This window comes from Rhizobium sp. 21-4511-3d (assembly GCF_053522545.1).
Genome location: NZ_JBNWCF010000010.1, coordinates 104,205 through 123,526 on the forward strand (window position 1 = coordinate 104,205; position 19,322 = coordinate 123,526).

16 protein-coding genes are annotated in these 19,322 nt (G+C 60.9%); 11 read left to right on the forward strand and 5 right to left on the reverse strand.

The features are described 5' to 3' along the window. The first annotated feature begins 153 nt into the window (after positions 1–153). From ACQZ5H_RS21740 to atzF, 10 genes are read left to right on the forward strand one after another with little or no spacing between them, the layout of a single operon-like run. Entirely contained in the window at positions 154–1,281 is a 1,128-nt protein-coding gene (locus ACQZ5H_RS21740; protein WP_112715965.1) for a BMP family ABC transporter substrate-binding protein, read from the forward strand. A 21-nt stretch (positions 1,282–1,302) separates the two neighbouring features. Next, positions 1,303–2,433: an ABC transporter permease gene (locus tag ACQZ5H_RS21745; RefSeq protein WP_130279538.1), complete on the forward strand. Its 1,131-nt coding sequence runs from the start codon at positions 1,303–1,305 to the stop codon at positions 2,431–2,433. Then, positions 2,433–3,359, forward strand: a complete 927-nt coding sequence (locus ACQZ5H_RS21750) for an ABC transporter permease (RefSeq protein WP_112715961.1) — start codon at positions 2,433–2,435, stop codon at positions 3,357–3,359. Before ACQZ5H_RS21745 ends, ACQZ5H_RS21750 begins: the two co-directional genes overlap by 1 nt. Positions 3,360–3,378: 19 nt before the next feature. Beyond that, positions 3,379–4,395 (forward strand): formamidase, encoded by a 1,017-nt coding sequence (locus tag ACQZ5H_RS21755; protein WP_130279539.1) that lies wholly within the window; start codon positions 3,379–3,381, stop codon positions 4,393–4,395. A 9-nt stretch (positions 4,396–4,404) separates the two neighbouring features. Continuing rightward, the gene (gene biuH / locus ACQZ5H_RS21760) at positions 4,405–5,106 is read left to right on the forward strand and encodes a biuret amidohydrolase (protein ID WP_203431202.1); all 702 of its coding nucleotides are present in this window, start codon (positions 4,405–4,407) and stop codon (positions 5,104–5,106) included. Beyond that, the gene (gene atzD / locus ACQZ5H_RS21765; RefSeq protein ID WP_130279540.1) at positions 5,106–6,161 is read left to right on the forward strand and encodes a cyanuric acid amidohydrolase; all 1,056 of its coding nucleotides are present in this window, start codon (positions 5,106–5,108) and stop codon (positions 6,159–6,161) included. The genes biuH and atzD overlap by 1 nt, the downstream gene beginning before the upstream one ends. A gap of 1 nt (position 6,162) precedes the next feature. Beyond that, the gene (locus ACQZ5H_RS21770) at positions 6,163–7,713 is read left to right on the forward strand and encodes an ABC transporter ATP-binding protein (RefSeq protein ID WP_112715953.1); all 1,551 of its coding nucleotides are present in this window, start codon (positions 6,163–6,165) and stop codon (positions 7,711–7,713) included. Further along, a complete protein-coding gene (locus ACQZ5H_RS21775) occupies positions 7,713–8,381 on the forward strand; it encodes a cysteine hydrolase family protein (RefSeq protein ID WP_203431203.1) in 669 nt (222 codons plus the stop codon). Before ACQZ5H_RS21770 ends, ACQZ5H_RS21775 begins: the two co-directional genes overlap by 1 nt. Further along, complete coding sequence (locus ACQZ5H_RS21780) at positions 8,374–8,727, forward strand: cupin domain-containing protein (RefSeq protein ID WP_203431204.1); 354 nt, start codon at positions 8,374–8,376, stop codon at positions 8,725–8,727. Before ACQZ5H_RS21775 ends, ACQZ5H_RS21780 begins: the two co-directional genes overlap by 8 nt. Continuing rightward, positions 8,724–10,520 (forward strand): allophanate hydrolase, encoded by a 1,797-nt coding sequence (gene atzF, locus ACQZ5H_RS21785; RefSeq protein ID WP_203431205.1) that lies wholly within the window; start codon positions 8,724–8,726, stop codon positions 10,518–10,520. The genes ACQZ5H_RS21780 and atzF overlap by 4 nt, the downstream gene beginning before the upstream one ends. Before the next feature lie 498 nt (positions 10,521–11,018). On the opposite strand, the gene ACQZ5H_RS21790 is transcribed toward atzF, so the two are convergent. Further along, a complete protein-coding gene (locus tag ACQZ5H_RS21790) occupies positions 11,019–12,875 on the reverse strand; it encodes a glycoside hydrolase family 15 protein (RefSeq protein ID WP_449098998.1) in 1,857 nt (618 codons plus the stop codon). 345 nt (positions 12,876–13,220) lie between these two features. Here ACQZ5H_RS21790 and ACQZ5H_RS21795 point away from each other — a divergent pair, with 345 nt between their 5' ends. Continuing rightward, a complete protein-coding gene (locus tag ACQZ5H_RS21795; protein ID WP_203431207.1) occupies positions 13,221–13,724 on the forward strand; it encodes a 2'-5' RNA ligase family protein in 504 nt (167 codons plus the stop codon). Between the two features lie 576 nt (positions 13,725–14,300). Here ACQZ5H_RS21795 and ACQZ5H_RS21800 read toward each other — a convergent pair. From ACQZ5H_RS21800 to ACQZ5H_RS21815, 4 genes are all read right to left on the reverse strand, one after another. Continuing rightward, complete coding sequence (locus tag ACQZ5H_RS21800; RefSeq protein ID WP_203431208.1) at positions 14,301–15,287, reverse strand: aldo/keto reductase; 987 nt, start codon at positions 15,285–15,287, stop codon at positions 14,301–14,303. Between the two features lie 189 nt (positions 15,288–15,476). After that, entirely contained in the window at positions 15,477–16,682 is a 1,206-nt protein-coding gene (locus ACQZ5H_RS21805; protein WP_203431209.1) for a mandelate racemase/muconate lactonizing enzyme family protein, read from the reverse strand. Positions 16,683–16,697: 15 nt separating this feature from the next. Further along, positions 16,698–18,059 carry a mandelate racemase/muconate lactonizing enzyme family protein gene (locus tag ACQZ5H_RS21810; RefSeq protein WP_203431210.1) on the reverse strand — a complete coding sequence of 454 codons (1,362 nt, stop codon included), beginning with the start codon at positions 18,057–18,059 and terminating at the stop codon, positions 16,698–16,700. A 65-nt stretch (positions 18,060–18,124) separates the two neighbouring features. After that, on the reverse strand, positions 18,125–19,291 hold the full coding sequence (locus ACQZ5H_RS21815) for a mandelate racemase/muconate lactonizing enzyme family protein (RefSeq protein WP_449098999.1): 1,167 nt from the start codon (positions 19,289–19,291) through the stop codon (positions 18,125–18,127). Positions 19,292–19,322 lie beyond the last annotated feature (31 nt).

Consider the following 19,322-nt stretch of genomic DNA (forward strand, 5'->3'; position numbering starts at 1 on the left):
ATCATTTTATGGAACGAAAGTGCATACACTTTTATCAGGTGCGGCTGAATGTCGATTTTCAACTCCTCTTTTCAATGACTTAGGAACTGGCACGGCCATTGCATACACTTTTTCGTAACCCTTTTTATCGGCCCAGCCGTCAAGGAGCCTGCAATGACCGACCTCCTTCCCATGAACCGCCGCAAATTTCTGACTGCTACTGCTGCCGGCGCCTTCGCCGCAACCGTTACCGGCCTCACCGCGTCACGCTCGCTCGCCCAGAATGCTCTGACCATTGGTTTCATCTATGTCGGCCCAAAGGATGACTACGGCTACAACCAGGCGCATGCCGAGGGTGCCGCCGTCGTCAAGGCGATCCCCGGCGTCACCGTCGTCGAAGAAGAAAACGTCCCCGAGACCGTAGACGTTCAGAAGACCATGGAATCGATGATCAACCTCGACGGCGCAACGCTGCTCTTCCCGACCTCCTTCGGCTATTTCGATCCGCACATGCTGGCCATGGCCGCCAAATATCCGGATATCCAGTTCCGCCATTGCGGCGGCCTCTGGCAGGAGGGCAAGCATCCGAAGAATACCGGCTCCTATTTCGGCTATATCGGCCAGGGCCAGTATCTGAACGGTATCGCCGCCGGCCATACGACGAAGAGCAAGAAGATCGGCTTCGTCGCAGCCAAACCAATCCCGCAGGTCATCCAGAACATCAATTCCTTCCTGCTCGGCGCCCGCAGCGTCGATCCGACTATCACCTGCCAAGTGATCTTCACCGGCGAGTGGTCGCTGGCGGTCAAGGAAGCGGAAGCGACCAACGCGCTGATCGATCAGGGCGCCGACGTCATCACCTGCCATGTCGATAGCCCGAAGGTCGTCGTCGAGACGGCGGCTGGCCGCAATGCCTTCGTCTGCGGCTATCACGCCAACCAGAGCCCGCTGGCTCCTGAAAAATACCTGACCGGCGCCGAATGGGCCTGGGGCAACGTCTACACCGACTTCGTCAAGAAGGCCCAGGCCGGCGAAAAGCTCGCCAACTTCGTCCGCGGCGGCCTGAAGGACGGCTTCGTCAAGATGAGCCCGCTCGGACCGGCAGTGCCGGAGGCAGGCCGCAAGGCGTTCGAAGCGACGCATGCGGAAATCATGAAGGGCGGCTTCTCGGTCTTCAAGGGCCCGATGAAAGACAACAAGGGCAACGAGGTGATCGCCGGCGGCAAGAGCTTCGCCGAGGACGCGATCGAGCTCGAGAGCATGGATTATCTGGTCGAGGGCGTCGTCGGATCCACCGCCTGATGGATTGAAGGGAGAAGTGCCATGACGGTCGAGACCCACGATCCCGCAATGACAGCCGCTCCTGCCAAGCCCGCCTCGCTGCGCCCGGCCATCGAATGGCTGGCGCGGCGCACCGAGCCCGTCGCCATCGGGCTCGTGGCCATCCTGATCGGGCTCGCGCTCTTCTCCCTCTTCATCCTCATCATCGGCAAGTCGCCGGCGATGCTCTTCCAGCTGATGTATACCGGCGGTTTCGGCAGCTGGTTTTCGATCCAGAACTGCCTGAGCCGAGCTTCCCCTCTGCTGCTGACGGCACTCTGCGTAGCACTTCCCGCCCGTCTCGGCCTCGTCATCATCGGCGGCGAAGGCGCTGTCGTGCTCGGAGGGGTCGCAGCGGCGGCGATCGCTCTGCCACTCGTCGGCTTTGCGCCGGTCTGGCCGACGCTGATCCTGATGGGCCTGGCGGCAATGGTTGCAGGCGGCTTGTGGATCGGCCTTGCCGGCTTCCTGCGCCACTATCGCGGCGTCAACGAGACGATCTCCTCGCTGCTGCTCGCCTATATCGCCATTGCCCTGATGAACCAGTTCGTCGAGGGACCGCTGCGCGATCCGGCCAGTCTCAACAAGCCATCCACCGCGCCGTTACCGGCCGAATACATGCTCGGCAAGATCCCCGGCATGGACGTCCATTGGGGTCTGGCGATCGGCATCGCCGCCTGCATCCTCTCCTGGTTGCTGATCGAGGCGACCAGCTACGGCTTTGCCGCGCGCATCGCCGGCGGCAACGTCCGCGCCGCCCAGATCCAGGGCCTGCCGGTCGGCAGGCTGATCACCGGCTTCACCGCGATCGCCGGGAGTTTTGCCGGACTGGCGGGCATGATCGAGGTGGCGGCCGTCCAGGGCGGCGCCAATGCTTCGCTTGCGGCCGGCTACGGCTATACAGGCATCCTCGTCGCCTTCCTTGCGCGGCATAATCCGCTGGCCATCATCCCCGTTGCCATCCTGCTCGGCGGCATCGATGCCTCGGGCGGTCTGATCCAGCGGCGCATGGGCCTGCCGGACGCCACGGTTCTCGTCCTCCAGGGCACGCTCTTCATCGTCATCCTGTTCTGCGAGACCTTCTACGGCCGCTTCAAGATCTTCAATCCGGACCTCTGGAAAAGGAACCAGTGATGGAAAGTTCAGGCATCGGCATCTGGGGTGTTCCGCTTGCAATCCTGGCCGGCGCGATCCGCGTCTCCACCCCCTTCATCTTCGTCAGTCTCGGCGAGACGATCACCGAACGCTCCGGCCGCATCAATCTCGGCCTCGAAGGCACGCTCGTCTTCGGCGCCATGACCGCCTATGCCATCGCCGTCATGACCGGTTCTCCCTGGCTCGGCGTACTCGCCGCGATGGGGTCGGGCGCGATCTTCGGCTTGGTGCACGGCTGGATCTGTAAATGGCCGAAGGTCAACGATATCGCCATCGGCATCGCCATGATGCAGTTCGGGCTTGGCCTCGCCTTCTTCCTCGGCAAGCCGTTCATCCAGCCGGTTGCCCCGCGCCTGCCGGCCATCCCGCTTGGCTTCTGGTCGGCGAGCCCGCAGATACAGGCCGCCCTGAACATCAATGTGCTGTTTGTCATCGGCGCCGCGTTGGCATTCCTGCTCTGGTGGGCGTTCCGGAACATGCGCGTCGGACTGATCCTGCGGGTCGTCGGCGACAGTACCGATGCGGCGCGTGCCATGGGCATCAATCCGGACCGCGTCCGTCTGCTCGCCACGGCCACCGGCGGCTCGCTGGCAGCGATCGGCGGCGCCTATCTGTCGCTCTACTATCCCGGCTCCTGGAACGAGGGGATCTCCTCCGGACAGGGCCTGATGGCCGTCGCGCTCGTCATCTTCGCGCGCTGGAACCCGATCGGCTGCTTCTTTGCGGCACTGCTCTTCGGCGGCGCCGGTGCGCTTGGTCCGGCATTGCAGTCGGTCGGCGTCACGCAGGGCTATTACCTCTTCTACGCCGCCCCCTACGTGCTGACGCTCGCCATCTTGATCGCCACCTCGTCGCCCAACCGCTCGCTGACGGGCGCGCCGGGCGCCCTGTCACTGACGAAATGAACCAGAAAGGAGCCCAGCCATGAATGGCCTAGGCGGTTTGAACAAATCGGAGCACGGTGTCGGCATCGGCCTCGTCCAGCTGCAATTGCCGGTCACCGTCACCAGGGCGGACCTTGCGCGCCAGACGCAGGTGATCGTCTATCTCGTCGGCAAGGCGAGACGCAATCAGCCGGGCATGGATCTCGTGGTCTTCCCCGAATATGCCCTGCACGGCCTGTCGATGGACATCAATCCGGATATCATGTGCAGCCTCGACGGTCCTGAAGTCGCCGCCTTCAAGCAGGCCTGCCGCGACAACGCCATCTGGGGCTGCTTCTCGATCATGGAGCTGAACCCCGGCGGCATGCCCTACAATTCCGGCATCGTCATCGACGATCAGGGCGAGCTCAAGCTCTACTATCGCAAGATGCATCCCTGGGTCCCGATCGAGCCATGGGAGCCCGGCGATCTTGGCATTCCCGTGATCGACGGCCCGAAGGGCGCGAAGCTTGCGCTGATCATCTGCCACGACGGCATGTTCCCGGAAATGGCCCGCGAATGCGCCTACAAGGGCGCCGAGATCATGATCCGCACGGCGGGCTATACCGCGCCGATCCGCGACAGCTGGAAGTTCACCAACCAGTCCAACGCCTTCTGCAATCTCATGGTCACCGCCAGTGTCTGCATGTGCGGCTCCGACGGCACCTTCGATTCCATGGGCGAAGGCATGATCTGCAATTTCGACGGCACGATCATCGCTCACGGCACATCCGGCCGCGTCAACGAGATCATCACCGCCGAGGTCCGTCCCGATCTCGTCCGAGAGGCACGTCTCGGCTGGGGTGTCGAAAACAACATCTACCAGTTCGGCCATCGCGGTTATGTCGCGGTATCGGGTGGCGCCGGTGACGCGCCCTACAGCTACATGCACGACCTGATCGCCGGCCGCTACCGCTTGCCCTGGGAAGACCAGATCAAGGTCACCGACGGCACCTCCTGCGGCTTCGACACGCCGGCACGCCGCTACGGCGAAACCCTCAAACCCGCTGCCGAATAGGACAAGACGATGGACACTCTGGTCGAGACCAAGATGCATTACATCACCGCCGACCCCTATCCCTGGCCGTATAATGGCGCGCTGCGACCCGACAATACCGCTCTCATCATCATCGACATGCAGACCGATTTCTGCGGCAAGGGCGGCTATGTCGATCACATGGGCTACGACCTGTCGCTGGTCCAGGCACCGATCGAGCCGATCAAGGCGGTGCTTACAGCCATGCGTGCCAAGGGCTATCACATCATCCATACCCGCGAGGGCCACCGGCCCGATCTCGCCGACCTGCCGGCCAACAAGCGCTGGCGTTCGCAACGCATCGGCGCCGGCATCGGCGATCCCGGCCCCTGCGGCCGCATTCTCACCCGTGGCGAACCAGGCTGGGACATCATCCCCGAACTGTACCCGGTCGCCGGCGAGACGATCATCGACAAGCCCGGCAAGGGTTCCTTCTGCGCCACCGACCTGGAGCTGATCCTCAACCAGAAGCGTATCGAAAACATCATCCTGACCGGCATCACCACTGATGTCTGCGTCTCGACCACCATGCGCGAAGCCAACGACCGCGGCTTCGAATGCCTGCTGCTCGAAGACTGCTGCGGCGCCACCGATTACGGCAATCATCTCGCCGCCATCAAGATGGTGAAGATGCAGGGCGGCGTGTTCGGCTCGGTCTCCAATTCGAACACTCTGATCGAGGCGCTGCCCTGATGTCCTCAATGCGTGCCCATGTCTATCGCGTTGCGGCAGCCGGCCCCGACGACGTCTCCGGCGTCGAGGCGCTGTTTGCCGCCGGGCTGAGGCCGGAAAGCGTCGTTGCCATCCTCGGCAAGACGGAAGGCAATGGCTGCGTCAACGACTTCACCCGCGGCTTTGCCAGCCGCAGCTTCGAAGCGCTGTTCGCGAGGCATGGCGTCACCGGCGTCTGCCTCGTCATGTCCGGCGGCACGGAGGGCGCGCTGTCGCCGCACTGGACGGTCTTTTCCCGCGAAAAGAGCGAGGCGCCGGCGGGCCGCGCGTTGGCGATCGGCACCGCACGTACGCCGGTCCTTCCCTTCCACCATCTCGGGCGCCGCCAGCAGATCCTGATGGTCGCCAACGGTGTGAAGGCGGCGATGCGCGATGCCGGCATCGATGACCCGAGGGACGTGCATTTCGTCCAGATCAAATGCCCGCTTCTGACGCTGGCCCGCGTTGGCGTCGCCGAGAACGAAGGCGAGGCGGTCGCGACCCGCGACACGCTGAAATCGATGGGCCTGTCGCGCGGTGCCTCCGCCCTCGGTGCCGCCGTCGCCCTCGGCGAGGCCGACCCAGGTTCGATTGCCGACGCCGACATCTGCACGCGCTACGCCATCTTCTCTCGCCGCGCATCCACCTCCGGCGGCGTCGAATTGCTTGACCATGAAATCGTCGTGCTCGGCATGGGCAACGGCTGGTCCGGTCCCTTCGCGATCGACCATGCCGTGATGGAGAATGCGATCGACACATCCTCCGTGCTAAAGGCACGCGATCGTCTGCCCGCCAGTGCCCGTCTCACCGCGGTGCTCGCCAAGGCTGAGCCCGACCCGTCGGGAAAGGTCGGTGGTCTGCGCCACACCATGCTCGACGATTCCGACATATCAGGCACACGCCATGCCCGCGCCTTCGTCGGCGGCGTGCTCGCCGGCGTCTTCGGCATGACCGATCTCTATGTCTCCGGCGGGGCCGAACACCAGGGTCCCTCCGGCGGCGGTCCCGTCGCCATCATCGTTGAAAAGGAGAGTTGAAGTGAGCATCGTTCGCGACACGCCCCTTCCCCAGGCCGGCAAGGCCATCGGTATCGATACCCTCGGCATGACCATGCGCTTCGGGTCGTTCACCGCACTGGACAACGTCTCGATCAGCATTCCTGCCGGCAGCTTTCACGCGCTGCTCGGAGAAAACGGCGCCGGCAAATCGACCCTCGTCAAATGCATCATGGGCTTCTACCATGCCACATCGGGCTCGCTATCGGTCGGCGGCCGCGAGGCTGCGATCGCCTCGCCCCGGGATGCGGCTGCCTATGGCCTCGGCATGGTCTACCAGCACTTCACACTGGTGCCGTCGCTAACCGGCGCCGAAAACCTGGTGATCAGCGGAGCCGAAGTGCCCGCAGTCATCAACTGGGCCAAGGAACGCCGTGATCTTGCGGCCTTCATGGAACGCATGCCGTTCAAGATCCCGCTCGAACGCCCTGTCAGCGAGCTGGCGGCCGGCGAAAAGCAGAAGCTTGAGATCGTCAAGCAGCTCTATCTCGGCCGCTCCTTCATCGTGCTTGACGAACCGACATCGGTGCTGACCCCGGCCGAAGCCGACGAGATGCTGGGGCTCGTGCGCGCTATGACAGAGCGCGGCGAGCTGACCGTACTGATGATCAGCCACAAGTTCCACGAGGTGACCAAGTTTGCCGATGCCGTCTCGATCCTGCGCCGCGGCAAGCTGGTCGGCAGCGGCAAGATCGGCGAGCTCTCGATATCCGATATGGCGGCGATGATGATCGGCGACGTCAAGCTTGCCGAGCTCGACGCCCGCACACCGGTTTCCGATAGCGCGCCGATGGTGCTTGCCGTCGAGGCCGCCAAGGCACCGGATCGCTCCGGCCTCAAGACCATCGAGATCGACAGGCTCACCGTCCGCTCGGGCGAAATCCTCGGGATCGCCGGCATATCCGGCAACGGCCAGAAGGAACTGACAGAAATTCTCGCAGGGCAGCGCCCGCTGGAAGCAGGCAGCGTCTCCGTCAAGGGCAGCCGCTACGGCGCCACCCGGCCGGAAACGCGCCAGCACAACGTCCGCTTCATCCCCGAAGAGCCGCTGCAGAACGCCTGCGCCCCGAAGATGACCGTCAGCGAGAACCTTGCCTTCCGCACCTTCGATCTCAAGGACGGCGGCGGCGATGCTATCTGGCTGAGCAAGGGACAGATGAAGAAGCGCGCCGCCGATCTGATTGCCGATTTCAAGGTGAAGACCGCCTCGTCCGCCTCGCCGATCGCGGCTCTGTCGGGCGGCAACGTGCAGCGTGCGGTGCTTGCCCGCGAGCTGACCGGCGATGTCGATCTCCTGATCGTCTCCAATCCCTGTTTCGGCCTCGACTTTTCTGCTGTCGCCGATATCCGAGCCCGCATCATGAAGGCGCGCAACGCCGGAACGGCGGTGCTGCTGCTGTCGGAAGATCTGGACGAGCTCCTGGAAATGTCCGATCGCATTATGGTCATCTCGGAAGGCAAGCTGGTTTACGAAACGCCAGCCCGCGGTGCCGACATCGGCGTGATCGGCGCCCATATGGCAGGACATCACTGATGGTCGGCATTGCGGCAGAACCATTTGCCTTCCCGGCAAGACCGGGCGAACTGGCCCTCGTCGTCATCGACATGCAGCGTGATTTCGCCGAGCCCGGCGGCTTCGGCGCCAGCCTCGGCAACGATGTCAGCCGGATCAGCAGGATCATTCCCGACGTCAAGCGCCTGATCGAAGGCTTCCGCCAGGCGGGACTGCCGGTCATTCACACGATGGAATGCCACAAGCCCGATCTTTCCGATCTGCCGCCGGCAAAGCGCGATCGCGGCAGCCCGTCGCTGAGGATCGGCGATGCCGGTCCGATGGGCCGCATCCTGATCGCAGGCGAGCCGGGAACAGCAATTCTCCCTGAGCTTGCACCCGTCGATGGCGAGATCGTTATCGAGAAGCCCGGCAAGGGCGCATTCTATGCAACGCCGCTCGGCGACATCCTGAAAGAGGAAGGCATCAGCCAGCTGGTCTTTGCCGGCGTCACCACCGAGGTCTGTGTGCAGACGACGATGCGCGAAGCCAATGACCGCGGCTACGAGTGCCTGCTCGCCGAGGAGGCGACCGAAAGCTATTTCCCCGAATTCAAAAAGGCGGCAATCGACATGATCCGCGCCCAGGGCGCGATCGTCGGCTGGACCGCCCATGTGGACGATATTCTGAAAGGGATCGCCGATGCCTGAAACGACGCGCGAGATGCTGACGCTGGGCGGCTGGAATAAACTGGCCTTCGAGCCATTCCGTGACGGGGTGGAGATACACTGGATCCGCAGGTTCGAGGCGGACCAGCCGGGGATAGCGCTCTTGAAATACGAGGCAGGAGCAGCCGTCCCCCGGCACCGGCATGAGGGTCTGGAGACGATCTTCGTTCTTGACGGCACGCAATCCGACGAGGCGGGCGACTACGGCCGCGGCAGCTATGTCGTCAATGCCGAAGGCACCGAGCATTCCGTGTGGAGCGATACCGGATGCGTGGTCCTGATCCAGTGGGACAGGCCGGTGAGGATTTTGGAAGAGGAAATGGCATGAGGACGGTACCAGCCTTCGATATCAGTTCACTGCACGCCTTCTACGCCGACGGCGGAAAGGCTGAGGATGTGATCGAGGCGGTCTTCGCCCGCATCGCGGCGGTAAACGATCCGGGCATCTTCATCTCAATTGCCAGCAAGGCGGATCTGCTCGCCCAAGCAGCGGCACTCGGCACATTCGACCCGTCGGCAAAGCCGCTCTGGGGCATCCCCTTCGCCGTCAAGGATAATATCGACGTCACCGGCATGCCGACCACCGCCGCCTGCCCCGACTATGCCTATACGCCCGAAAAGGATGCGACCGTCGTTGCCCGGCTGAAGGCGGCCGGTGCCATCGTCGTCGGCAAGACCAATCTTGATCAGTTCGCCACTGGCCTCGTCGGCGTCCGCTCGCCCTATCCGATACCGCGCAACGCCATCGATCCCAAGCTTGTGCCAGGGGGCTCGTCTTCCGGATCGGCGGTCGCCACCGCCCAGGGCATCGTCAGCTTCGCGCTCGGCACCGATACAGCCGGCTCCGGCCGCATTCCCGCCGGCCTCAACAACATCGTCGGCTTGAAGCCGAGCCTCGGCGCGCTTTCGACATCGGGCGTCACTCCCGCCTGCCGCACGCTCGACTGCGTCTCGGTCTTCGCGCTGACGGTCGACGATGCATGGTGCGTGTTCTCGGCTGCGGCCGCGCCAGATGAAACCGACGCCTATTCGAGAGATTACGGCCCGCTTGCGCTAGAGGCGCTGCCGCCGGTTCTGAGAATCGGCGTGCCGGCGCGTGCCGATCTGCGGTTCTTTGGCGACGAGGCGATGGCTGAAGCTTTTGACAAGAGCCTCGATGACCTCGCCGGGATGGGCTACGCGATCACCGAACTGCCCTTCCACGATTTCTATAAGGTCGCCGATTTGCTCTACGAGGGGGCCTGGGTCGCCGAGCGCTATGCCGCCGTCAAGGAATTCTTTGATGCGAAGGAAGCGAGCCTCCATCCGGTGACCCGCAAGATTTATGGCGGCGCCAGGACGCTCTCCGCCTCGGACGCCTTCCGCGGCCTCTACGCGCTTCAGGCCTATAAAAAGCAGCTCGCGCCTGTCATCGCCTCGGTCGATCTGCTCTGCGTGCCGACGGCACCGCGGCACTTCACTGTCGCCGAGCTGGAAGCCGAACCGATCCGCGAGAACTCGCGGCTGGGCACCTACACGAATTTCGTCAATCTGCTCGGTCTCTGCGGCATCGCCGTACCCTGTGGCCGGCGCCGCGACGGCCTGCCATCGAGCGTGACGCTGCTTGCGCCAGCTGGCCAGGACGGCATCGCTGGCGCCGTGGCGCGGAGGCTTCACCAGGCGAGCGGCCTAACGCTGGGTGCTACCGGCTGGACGCTTCCAAAGACCGCTGCTGTGGCGCCACCCGCGCGTGGCCAAATTGAAATTGCGGTGGTCGGAGCTCATCTGAGCGGCATGCCTCTCAATGCCCAACTCACATCCAGGGACGCGCGTTTTGTGCGCACCGCAAAGACATCCGATGCGTACCGATTGTTCGAATTGACATCTCAGAAGCCTTCGAAGCCCGGCCTGCTTCGCATCCGTGATGGAGAAGGCGGCGAAATCGACGTGGAGGTTTGGCGTTTGTCTGCTGAGGCGTTCGGAAGTTTCGTCGCCGAGATACCATCCCCCTTAGGGATCGGGACGATCGCCTTGGCCGATGGGTCCAGTGTTAAGGGCTTCCTCGTTGAAGCATCTGCAGTGAGCAACAGTGCCGACATTACGGCATTTGGAGGCTGGCGCGCGTTCCTGACGGGCAAATAGTTGCCCGTCATCCTGCCATTGCCATGCACGCCGCGTCGGTCGATGCGGTCAATGTCGCTGAGTGCTGATGAAGCAAGAGATGTTCGCAGAACCGTCGATGGCACATGAGTTGACGCACGGCTGACCCATGCGATGAAGCGTTTTTGTTTTTCAGCGCTGTTCACAGCGGCAAAATCATGTTGTCGTTCATTAACGCTGCATTAACCAAACCGCCTCAGTCTCAGCTTGTCAGTTCCTCTCTGGCATCGACTGCTTTGCGGGGGCGTGGAGCAGTTTTAATTGGAGATCACGCGGGCGAGCGTGATCTCCTTTTTCCCTTGCACCGGTCGCTCGCAAGGGACGGCCGCGCAGAGCGGTCAGCAGTCTCCAAGACAGGGTGGCGTGCTCACGGATCAAGCCGGATCCTCCGGCCAGTCGGCCCGGCACTGCTATTGAACGTGCGCTCGACAGATGGCTATTGATTTCTGCTCGCACGCCGGGATCCGCAACCGCCATTGCTTACGGCCGCCATTCTTGGTCGTTTCGTCGATCAAGCTCACGGTCGAGATAATAGGCTGCGCTGATCAGCGCCAAATGCGTAAAAGCTTGCGGAAAATTGCCAATCAGGTCAGAGCGGACATCGAACTCCTCGGCATAAAGACCGAGATCGTTGGCGTAGTTGAGGACCGCCTCGAATACCTGCCGCGCCTTCTTCAGGTCGCCGGCGCGCGCAAGGCATTCTGCATACCAGAAAGAACAGGCCGAGAAAGCACCTTCCCGGCCGCGCAAACCGTCGGCGCTCTTGTAGCGATAGACGACGCCGTCGTCAGAAAGTGTTCGCCCGATCGCGTCAAGAGTTGCCAGCCATCGCGGGTCTGTCGCACTGACGAAGCGCACCAGTGGCATCAGTAGCAGGGATGCGTCGAGGCTATCGCCATTCTTCGTTTGAACGAAATGTCCGTTTTCCTCATTCCAGAAATTGGCCCAGATGTCCTCATAGATATCATTGCGCACGTCGATCCATTTGGCGAAAGGCGCAGCCAGCGAGCGCTTGCTCGCAAGGCGTATCGCGCGATCAACCGCCACCCAGCACATCAGCCGGGAATGGAGGAAATGCTGCGGCTCCCGGCGCATTTCCCAGATACCCGCATCGGCATCCTGCCAATGCTCGCACACATAGTCGATGACGTCTCGCACGCCACGCCAGCCGTCATGAGATATGGCGTGACCGTATTTGTTGCTGAGATAGATCGCATCCATAAGCTCGCCGTAGATATCAAGCTGGAACTGCTCGGATGCCTTGTTGCCGATGCGAACCGGACGCGCTCCGCCATAGCCCCGCATATGGTCAAGACTGACCTCTTCCGGCACTTGCCCACCATCGACGGCGTACATGATATCAAGTTTGCCTCGGGAACCGCATCTCATAGCGCGCTTGCCGATCCAGCCGTTGAAAGCCTCGGCCTCCTGCTGGTATCCAAGTCGCATCAAGGCGTAAATAGTAAAGGATGCATCCCGGATCCATGTCGCGCGATAATCCCAATTGCGGCTACCCCCGGGCGCTTCGGGCAAACCAAAAGTTCCCGCTGCAACAATCGAGCCGTGGCGCCTTGACGTCATCAGCTTCAGCGTCAGCGCGGATCTGTTGACCATCTCCCGCCATCGGCCGCGATAGGTTGATTGCGAAGCCCAATCCTGCCAATAGGCAATGGTGGCGTCCTCGAAACCATCAATCTCCGATATCTCGATTAGACGCTGATCGACAGCTGCAAGGATGAAATCTGCCGTCTCTCCGGCCATCAGGAGACCGCCAGCTACGACGTCGGCGCCATCCGCGGAAAGGCCAGTGTTCGACGACAAACGAAATCCCTGAACGGAAGCTGAGGGCTCCCAAGATGCCGCTTTGCCGTTCACGATAGCGCCCATCTTTTGCCGGGCGTAGTCGAAACGCGGCGCGCAGCGCATCGTGAACTGGACCTTGCCGCGCGTGACCTTCAGACGCCGCGCGAGCGTCGTCGCTGTGTCGGCTACGCCATTGTTGACGGCCATGAAATCAGTAAGTTCCGCACTCGCATCAGCGCCCATCCAACGGGTGATGAGAACATTGGTGTCTGGACGGTATTGATGGACCACCCTGGCATCAGCGATATTCGGCGAGATTTCGAAGTTTCCACCATTTTCGGGATCGAGGAGCGCCGCGAAGATTGTCGGACTGTCAAAGTTCGGCCAACACATGAAATCGATCGCCCCATCCTTGGCGACCAAGGCCAGTGTTGCGAGGTCACCGATAACGCCATGATCAGAGATCGGACGCGGTATGGCGTTTCCCTGCTTTTCACGTTCAATCTCGTCGTATCCTGCCGACAGGCGATCCATCCGCCACTCCAGTCATGTTGCCTGCTCAAAACGCGCCGACCGAGATTCGGTTTCGTGGCGATCGGTGGCAACATTAAAGCGCTAATTGCACAGGGAGGTCTGTGGGTGGTAAGGATCGCCTGCCTTCTCGGCTACCTGCATTCTTCGCTCCGGTCCCGGCAGCGGGCGGCGCCGTGCCCCGACAGCCTCATGGTGGTGTCGACTTGGCGTTCATCTCTCCACCGGCGATCGATCGCCGAGCGATGCTGGTAGCTTGTTTGGCCAGACCAGCGCACTGAGCGCCTTTGCGCGCTTCTCTGAGATGCCCCTGCTTGTATTTTAACTGCGTCAATCTATCTCGATGCTATGATCCTGACCGCAGCATTCCCCGATGACGATCTCGCAGCGTTTGAAGCCTTGCGTAAAAGGCACTTTCCCAGTCCCCGCAACTTTCTGCGCGCGCATCTGACGATGTTTCATCAAATCGATAACATCCGCCTCGCAGACATCCGTACGACACTCGCAGCCCTGGCAGCAGACGTCGTGCCGGCGACCGTGACAACGACCGGCATATACCACCTCGGCCGTGGCGTCGCCTTCGCGGTCGCCTCCGACGAGCTCAACAATATTCGCGCTGCCTTGCGACGCAGCTTTCAGCCGTGGCTTTGCCCGCAGGACCTTCAGCCATGGCGGCCGCACATTACCGTGCAAAACGGGGTCGACACGAAAAAGGCCAACCTGTTGTTCGACGAACTCCGCGATGAGTTTGAGCCGAAGACATTGAACATGATTGGGTATCAGCTATGGCACTACCAAGGTGGTCCCTGGAAGCTGGAGGCAACGTATAGCTTCTCCGATCCGGCGAGATAGGGCAACTGGCTGTTGTGCCCGCTTGGTGCCGGGGAGCCGACGGGTTGAAAGCCGCAAAGAATGGCAAGGGTGACGCAATCGATCATGGACAACGCATGGTTGAAGACCCACTTTATAAGCTCTGGCGAACGATCAGGCCTGCAGCGGTTGGACGCCAATCCCGCGGCCTCTGCCACTTGACATTGGCAGCGGGAGAAGTACCGACGTTGGACATCAACCAGATTTTTCTATCAATCTTGCTTTTGTGGAGATCCTTATGAGCTTGATGAGGGAAACCAAGGACGCCGAGCAGGCTGGTTGTTTGAGCGCGCGAAATGGGGCCTTACTGTCTGCAAACCCTTATCAAGGTCGACCTGACCGCTATGCGGCCTGGCTTAGAGGTTATAGAGACGCTTGGGCAAACGTGACAGGCACGGGGCTCAAAACATCTGCAGAATTATCTCCGGACGGTAACAGTTCCCCACTTGGATAGAAGGACGATCAGCGGCGGCGGCTCATCGGCGTAAGATGTCTCGTTTGCCGATAGGACATGGCAGCCTGAAATGGCTCTGTAAGGCTGCGACGGGAACCGGCGCTCTATCGTTCGGCCGTTGGCGCAGGAGCGCTGGCGTAGCGCTCACCGTGAACCGTGATGGTCGAAAACAGGCGATCGATTTTCTCCAGATCACTTTCACTGAACTCAAGGGAAAGCGTATCGAGATTTTCGTCGAGCCTTTGCAGCTTCGTCGTTCCGGGAATGGGAACAATCCATGGCTTCCGTGCCAGCAACCAACCGATCGCAACCTGTGCAGCGGTCGCCCGCTTTTCCTCCGCGATTGCCTGGATCGCATCAATGATCGGTTGGTTCGCCGCGCGATTTTCAGCTGAGAGATAGGGATTTGTCTTGCGCTGATCGTTGTCGGCCGCGAAGTTCGTGCTTTGCCCCATCGTCCCCGACAGGAAGCCGCGTCCCAGAGGGCTATAGGCTACGAACCCGATCCCCAATTCTTCGACGGTCGAAAGAACGCTCGCCTCGGGGCGGCGCCACCACAGGGAGTACTCACTCTGCACGGCGGCAACCGGCTGGACCGCATCAGCTATCCGGATAGCTTCATCGTCGGCCTCCGATAGCCCAAAGTGCAAGACTTTACCGGCGTCGATCAAATCCTTGACCGTTCCTGCAACATCCGCCATCGCAACGTCAGGATCGATACGGTGCTGGTAGAGAAGGTCGATGTGGTCGGTTCTAAGCCGGACAAGCGCGGCATCGACCATCCGACGGATACTCTCCGGCCGGCTGTCAAGGCCATTGCTTGATCGCCCGTCCCTGAAGCCAAATTTTGTGGCAATCACGACGTGGTCGCGGATCGGTGCGAGAGCCTCCCCTACGAGTTCCTCGTTCGTGAAAGGACCATAGATTTCGGCGGTATCGAAGAAGGTCACTCCGCGATCGAATGCCGTTCGCATCAAAGTGATCGCATCGCTTGAGCGCATCGCGGGACCGCGGTGATGGTTCAAACCCATGCAGCCAAAACCAATAGCCGAGACTTCCAGACCCTGCCGGCCGAGCGTCCTTTTGAGCATCTTTTCCTCCTTCTATGATTTAATTCAAGGCGGCCAGACATTGCAATGAACCAGTCGCTCACCTGCCCACCCATCTTCCAGCAGAAGACTTGGCTGCTTCAGACACCTGCCAGCGGGGCCGAGAAATTTGGGGTGACACGTTCGTTGAAGGCTATTTTTCGCCTGGTCGTTGCTCGCGCTGATGACATTTCAGTTCAGGTCGAAAAATCCTGCATCTTCCTCCTTGAGGTATTTCTTCGCGCTCTCCGCGTCGATGTCGAGACCGAGGCCTGGCGTCTCAAGAAGATCCACCATGCTGTCCTTCACGATCTCTTCCGGCAAGCCAATGATCAGATCTTCCCACCAAGGATCCGAGGCGGTCGGATATTCAAAGGCAACATAATTTGCCGGCAGCGTCGCGCACACATTGATCAACGCGCCGAGACCAAGGAGCCCGTTTGCCGTTCCGTGTGGGGCCATCAGGATTGAGTGCATATAGGCGTGTTCGGTGATCCATTTCAGTTCCGCGATACCTCCGACATCAGCCGGGTCAGGCCCGATGACACGAACGGCTTGCGTTTCGATCAGCTCCTTGAAGTTGTGACGGAGATAGATCTGCTCGCCGGTGTGAATCGGTGTCGAGGTAGAGGTGGTCAGCTCCCTGTAGGCCTGAGGATTGACCCAGGGCACATAGTCGCCTGTCAGCATGTCCTCCAGCCACATCAGATTGTATTTCTCGACCGCGCGAGCAAACTTTATCGCATCCGGCAACATCCAGCCTGGGCCACAATCAAGCGCCAGGCTGACTTTGTCCCCAAGCACTTCCTTCATTGCGATGACGCAGTCGAGCATATTGTTGAAGCCGCGCTCGCTGATGACGCCCTGATCCATCGCGCCGTGGTAACCCGCCTTGGTCTGCGTCACACCATAATGAAAATCCTCGACCGTATCCTTCATATTGGAGTGGAACGAGATCCCCTGCTTGACCATAAAGAAATTCTGCGGCTGCTCCATCATCCATCTGACGTCGGCGGCGTAATCCTCCGGCCGATCACCCGAACGCTTCCGGCGCACCGAGCCATTATAGACGCGCACCTTGTCTCGCACCTTGCCCCCAAGCAGCTTGTAGGCCGGCACGCCAGCCGCTTTGCCGGCGATATCCCACAATGCATGCTCAATGGCGCTCACGGCCGCGCCATATGGCTTGAACGAGCCGCGCTGGCGGATCTTCAGCATCACCCTTTCGACGTCGGTGGGGTCCTCACCGATCAGAGCGTCGCGAAAATGCAATACCCATGGCTTGAGGTAAGTCTTGGTAAACTCCACCTCGCCGAGGCCATAGAGGCCCTCGTCGGTCACAATCCGGACGATGGGGTGTTTGCCGATAACAGCGCAGCGCAGGTCGGTGATCTTCATCTTCGTTTTCTCGCTTCAACTCCAGGTACGATCCCAGGAATACTCGTCATCCCAATGGTCAGTGGGCTGCCAAATGCCGGCGACACCCGGCTGCAAATGCTGCAGGATGACCTCGTCGACGACATCGTCGATCCCAAGCCCCGGCTTGTCGGGCACAGTGATAAAACCATCCTTCACCAATGGTCTTGGTAGGCCCGTCACAATGTCGTCCCACCAGTCGACATCGGCCGAATGATATTCAAGGGCCATGAAGTTTTCGGTCGCTGTCGCAACATGAGCAGCCGCCATCGCCGCAATCGGGCTCTCCGCCATGTGGATCGCCATTGCCACACCGCGATCCTGGGCCATGTCACCGATCTTCTTGGTCTCAAGGATGCCTCCGCTGGTCAGAAGATCCGGATGGATGACCGAAACACCGCCACTGTCGAGGAGCGGCTGAAAACCCTCCTTGAGATAGATGTCTTCGCCGGTACAGATCGGTACGGTGGTGGCATCCTGCAATTGCCGATATTGCTGTGCGTATTGCCAGGGGATCACGTCCTCGAGCCATGCCGGCACATATTTCTCGATGCGTCGCGCGAGGCGAATGCCGTTCTGCATCGAAATATGGCCGATGTGGTCGATCGCGAGCGGTACATTCATTCCAATGACTTCGCGAACCTCGGCGATGTATTGCTCAAGCAAGTCCAGGCCCTTGTCGGTAAAGTGCAGACCCGTAAATGGATGCTGGACGTTATGCACGTCATAGGCTGCATTGCGAAGACGGCGTTCGTCCGCCGTCTTCAACGGTCCGCGCGTCGGGCTGTCGCGATATCCTTCCAGCGAGCCTGCAGGAAACACCACCGCTCCAGGGACATCGGCGATCTGCATCAGCCCAAGGTCCATCTTGAGGAAGGTGAAGCCGAGATCCATGCGCTCTTTTAGGCGCTTGCCGGTTTCCGTGCCGCTCGGCACGGTGGCGTCCGTGTCGCAATAAACGCGTACCTTCTCCCGGAAGCGACCGCCGAGCATCTGGTAGACCGGAACGCCATAGGCCTTGCCGGCAAGATCCCAAAGGGCAATTTCGACCGCCGATACACCGCCGCCTTGCCGTCCATGTCCGCCGAACTGTTTGATGCGCCGGAACAGGCGATCGATGTCGCAGGGGTTTTCGCCAAGCAATCGGCTCTTCAACATGAGAGCATAAGTCGCGCTCGCCCCGTCCCGGACCTCGCCGAGCCCGACGATTCCCTGGTTCGTATAGATCTTGAGAAGCGCAGAGGTGAAGGGTGCACCGACGATTTCGGCAACCCGCATGTCGGTAATGCGAAGGTCCGAGGGCTTGGAATTCTGGTTCACCCGATCGAGCGCGTCTTCGGCTCCGTCTGCCTCTTTCATAAGTTGATCCTCGCTCCTGTCGACAGGGCTGGCCGCCGCGCGGCCGGCACAGCCGAAAACGTTGGTCAGTCCAGTGCAATCTCGTGGTCTTGAAGGTAGTCGCGGTTCATCTCGATACCGAGCCCGGGCTTGGGGCTGAGCTTCAGGTTGCCATTTGAGACATCGAGTGGGCGGTCGATGAGATGATCGTACTTGCCCAGGTTCCACTCCGATGTCTCGAGTTTGTAGAAGTTCGGAACGGTCATCATCACCTGGGCGCCAGCGACAACGTTGATCGGGCCGGCGGCGTCATGCGGGGAGACCGGGATATAATAAGCTTCGCAAAGAGCTGAGATTTTCTTCAGTTCGGTAATGCCCCCCGTCCAGGTGACGTCCGGCATGATGTAGTCGGCAAGCTTGTTTTCGAGAACCGGAACGAAGTCCCACTTGGTGTGGCCGCGCTCGCCCCACGAGATCGCGGCGCTTACCTTCTCCCGGACCTGCTTGAGAGCGTTGAGGCTTTCGGGTGGGCAAGGCTCCTCAAACCAGTCTATTTGCCCCGCTTCCTCAAGGCTTCGGCAAAGGCGAATGGCAGTGGGGACATCGAAACGGCCGTGGGCGTCGATCAAGATGTCGACATCAGGACCCGCCGTCTCACGGATCAGCGCGGTAAGCTCTGCGGCTTCGCGCTCATCCTTTCGGGTCATGGTGCCGTCAAGATAGCCGTCTCGCTGTTCTCGCGCGTAACCATCGGCGATGCGTCCTTGTTGGGGGAAAGGATCGAACTTCAGTCCGGTGTGACCAGAATCGACGATGTCGCGGATTTCGCGGATGACGGCCTCTCTGCTGGTAAACCTCGCCTGATTGGGATGGGTGTAGAGCGCGATCTCGTCTCGTACCGGGCCCCCGAGAAGCTCGTAGATCGGCTTGCCGATGACTTTCCCGCGGATATCCCATAGAGCTATGTCGATCGCGCTGACGCATTCGACAGCCGCACCTCGGCTGCCCATGTAGGTAAAGCTGCGAAATATCTTGTGCCACAAGTATTCGATGCGCCCCGGATCCTCGCCTTTCAGTGCTTGGCCGATCTGGCGCAGGATCGTACAGAGCGCACGATTGGCGAGTTTCGTCGTCGTTGTGATCTCTCCCCAGCCGCTCACCCCGTCGTCGGTCGTCACCTCGACGAACAGGAACTCGCCCCAGTAAGACGCATCCGACTTGATGAGCCACGGCCGTACACTGGTAATCTTCATCTGGGGTACCTTTGACTTGGAGGCATGAAGG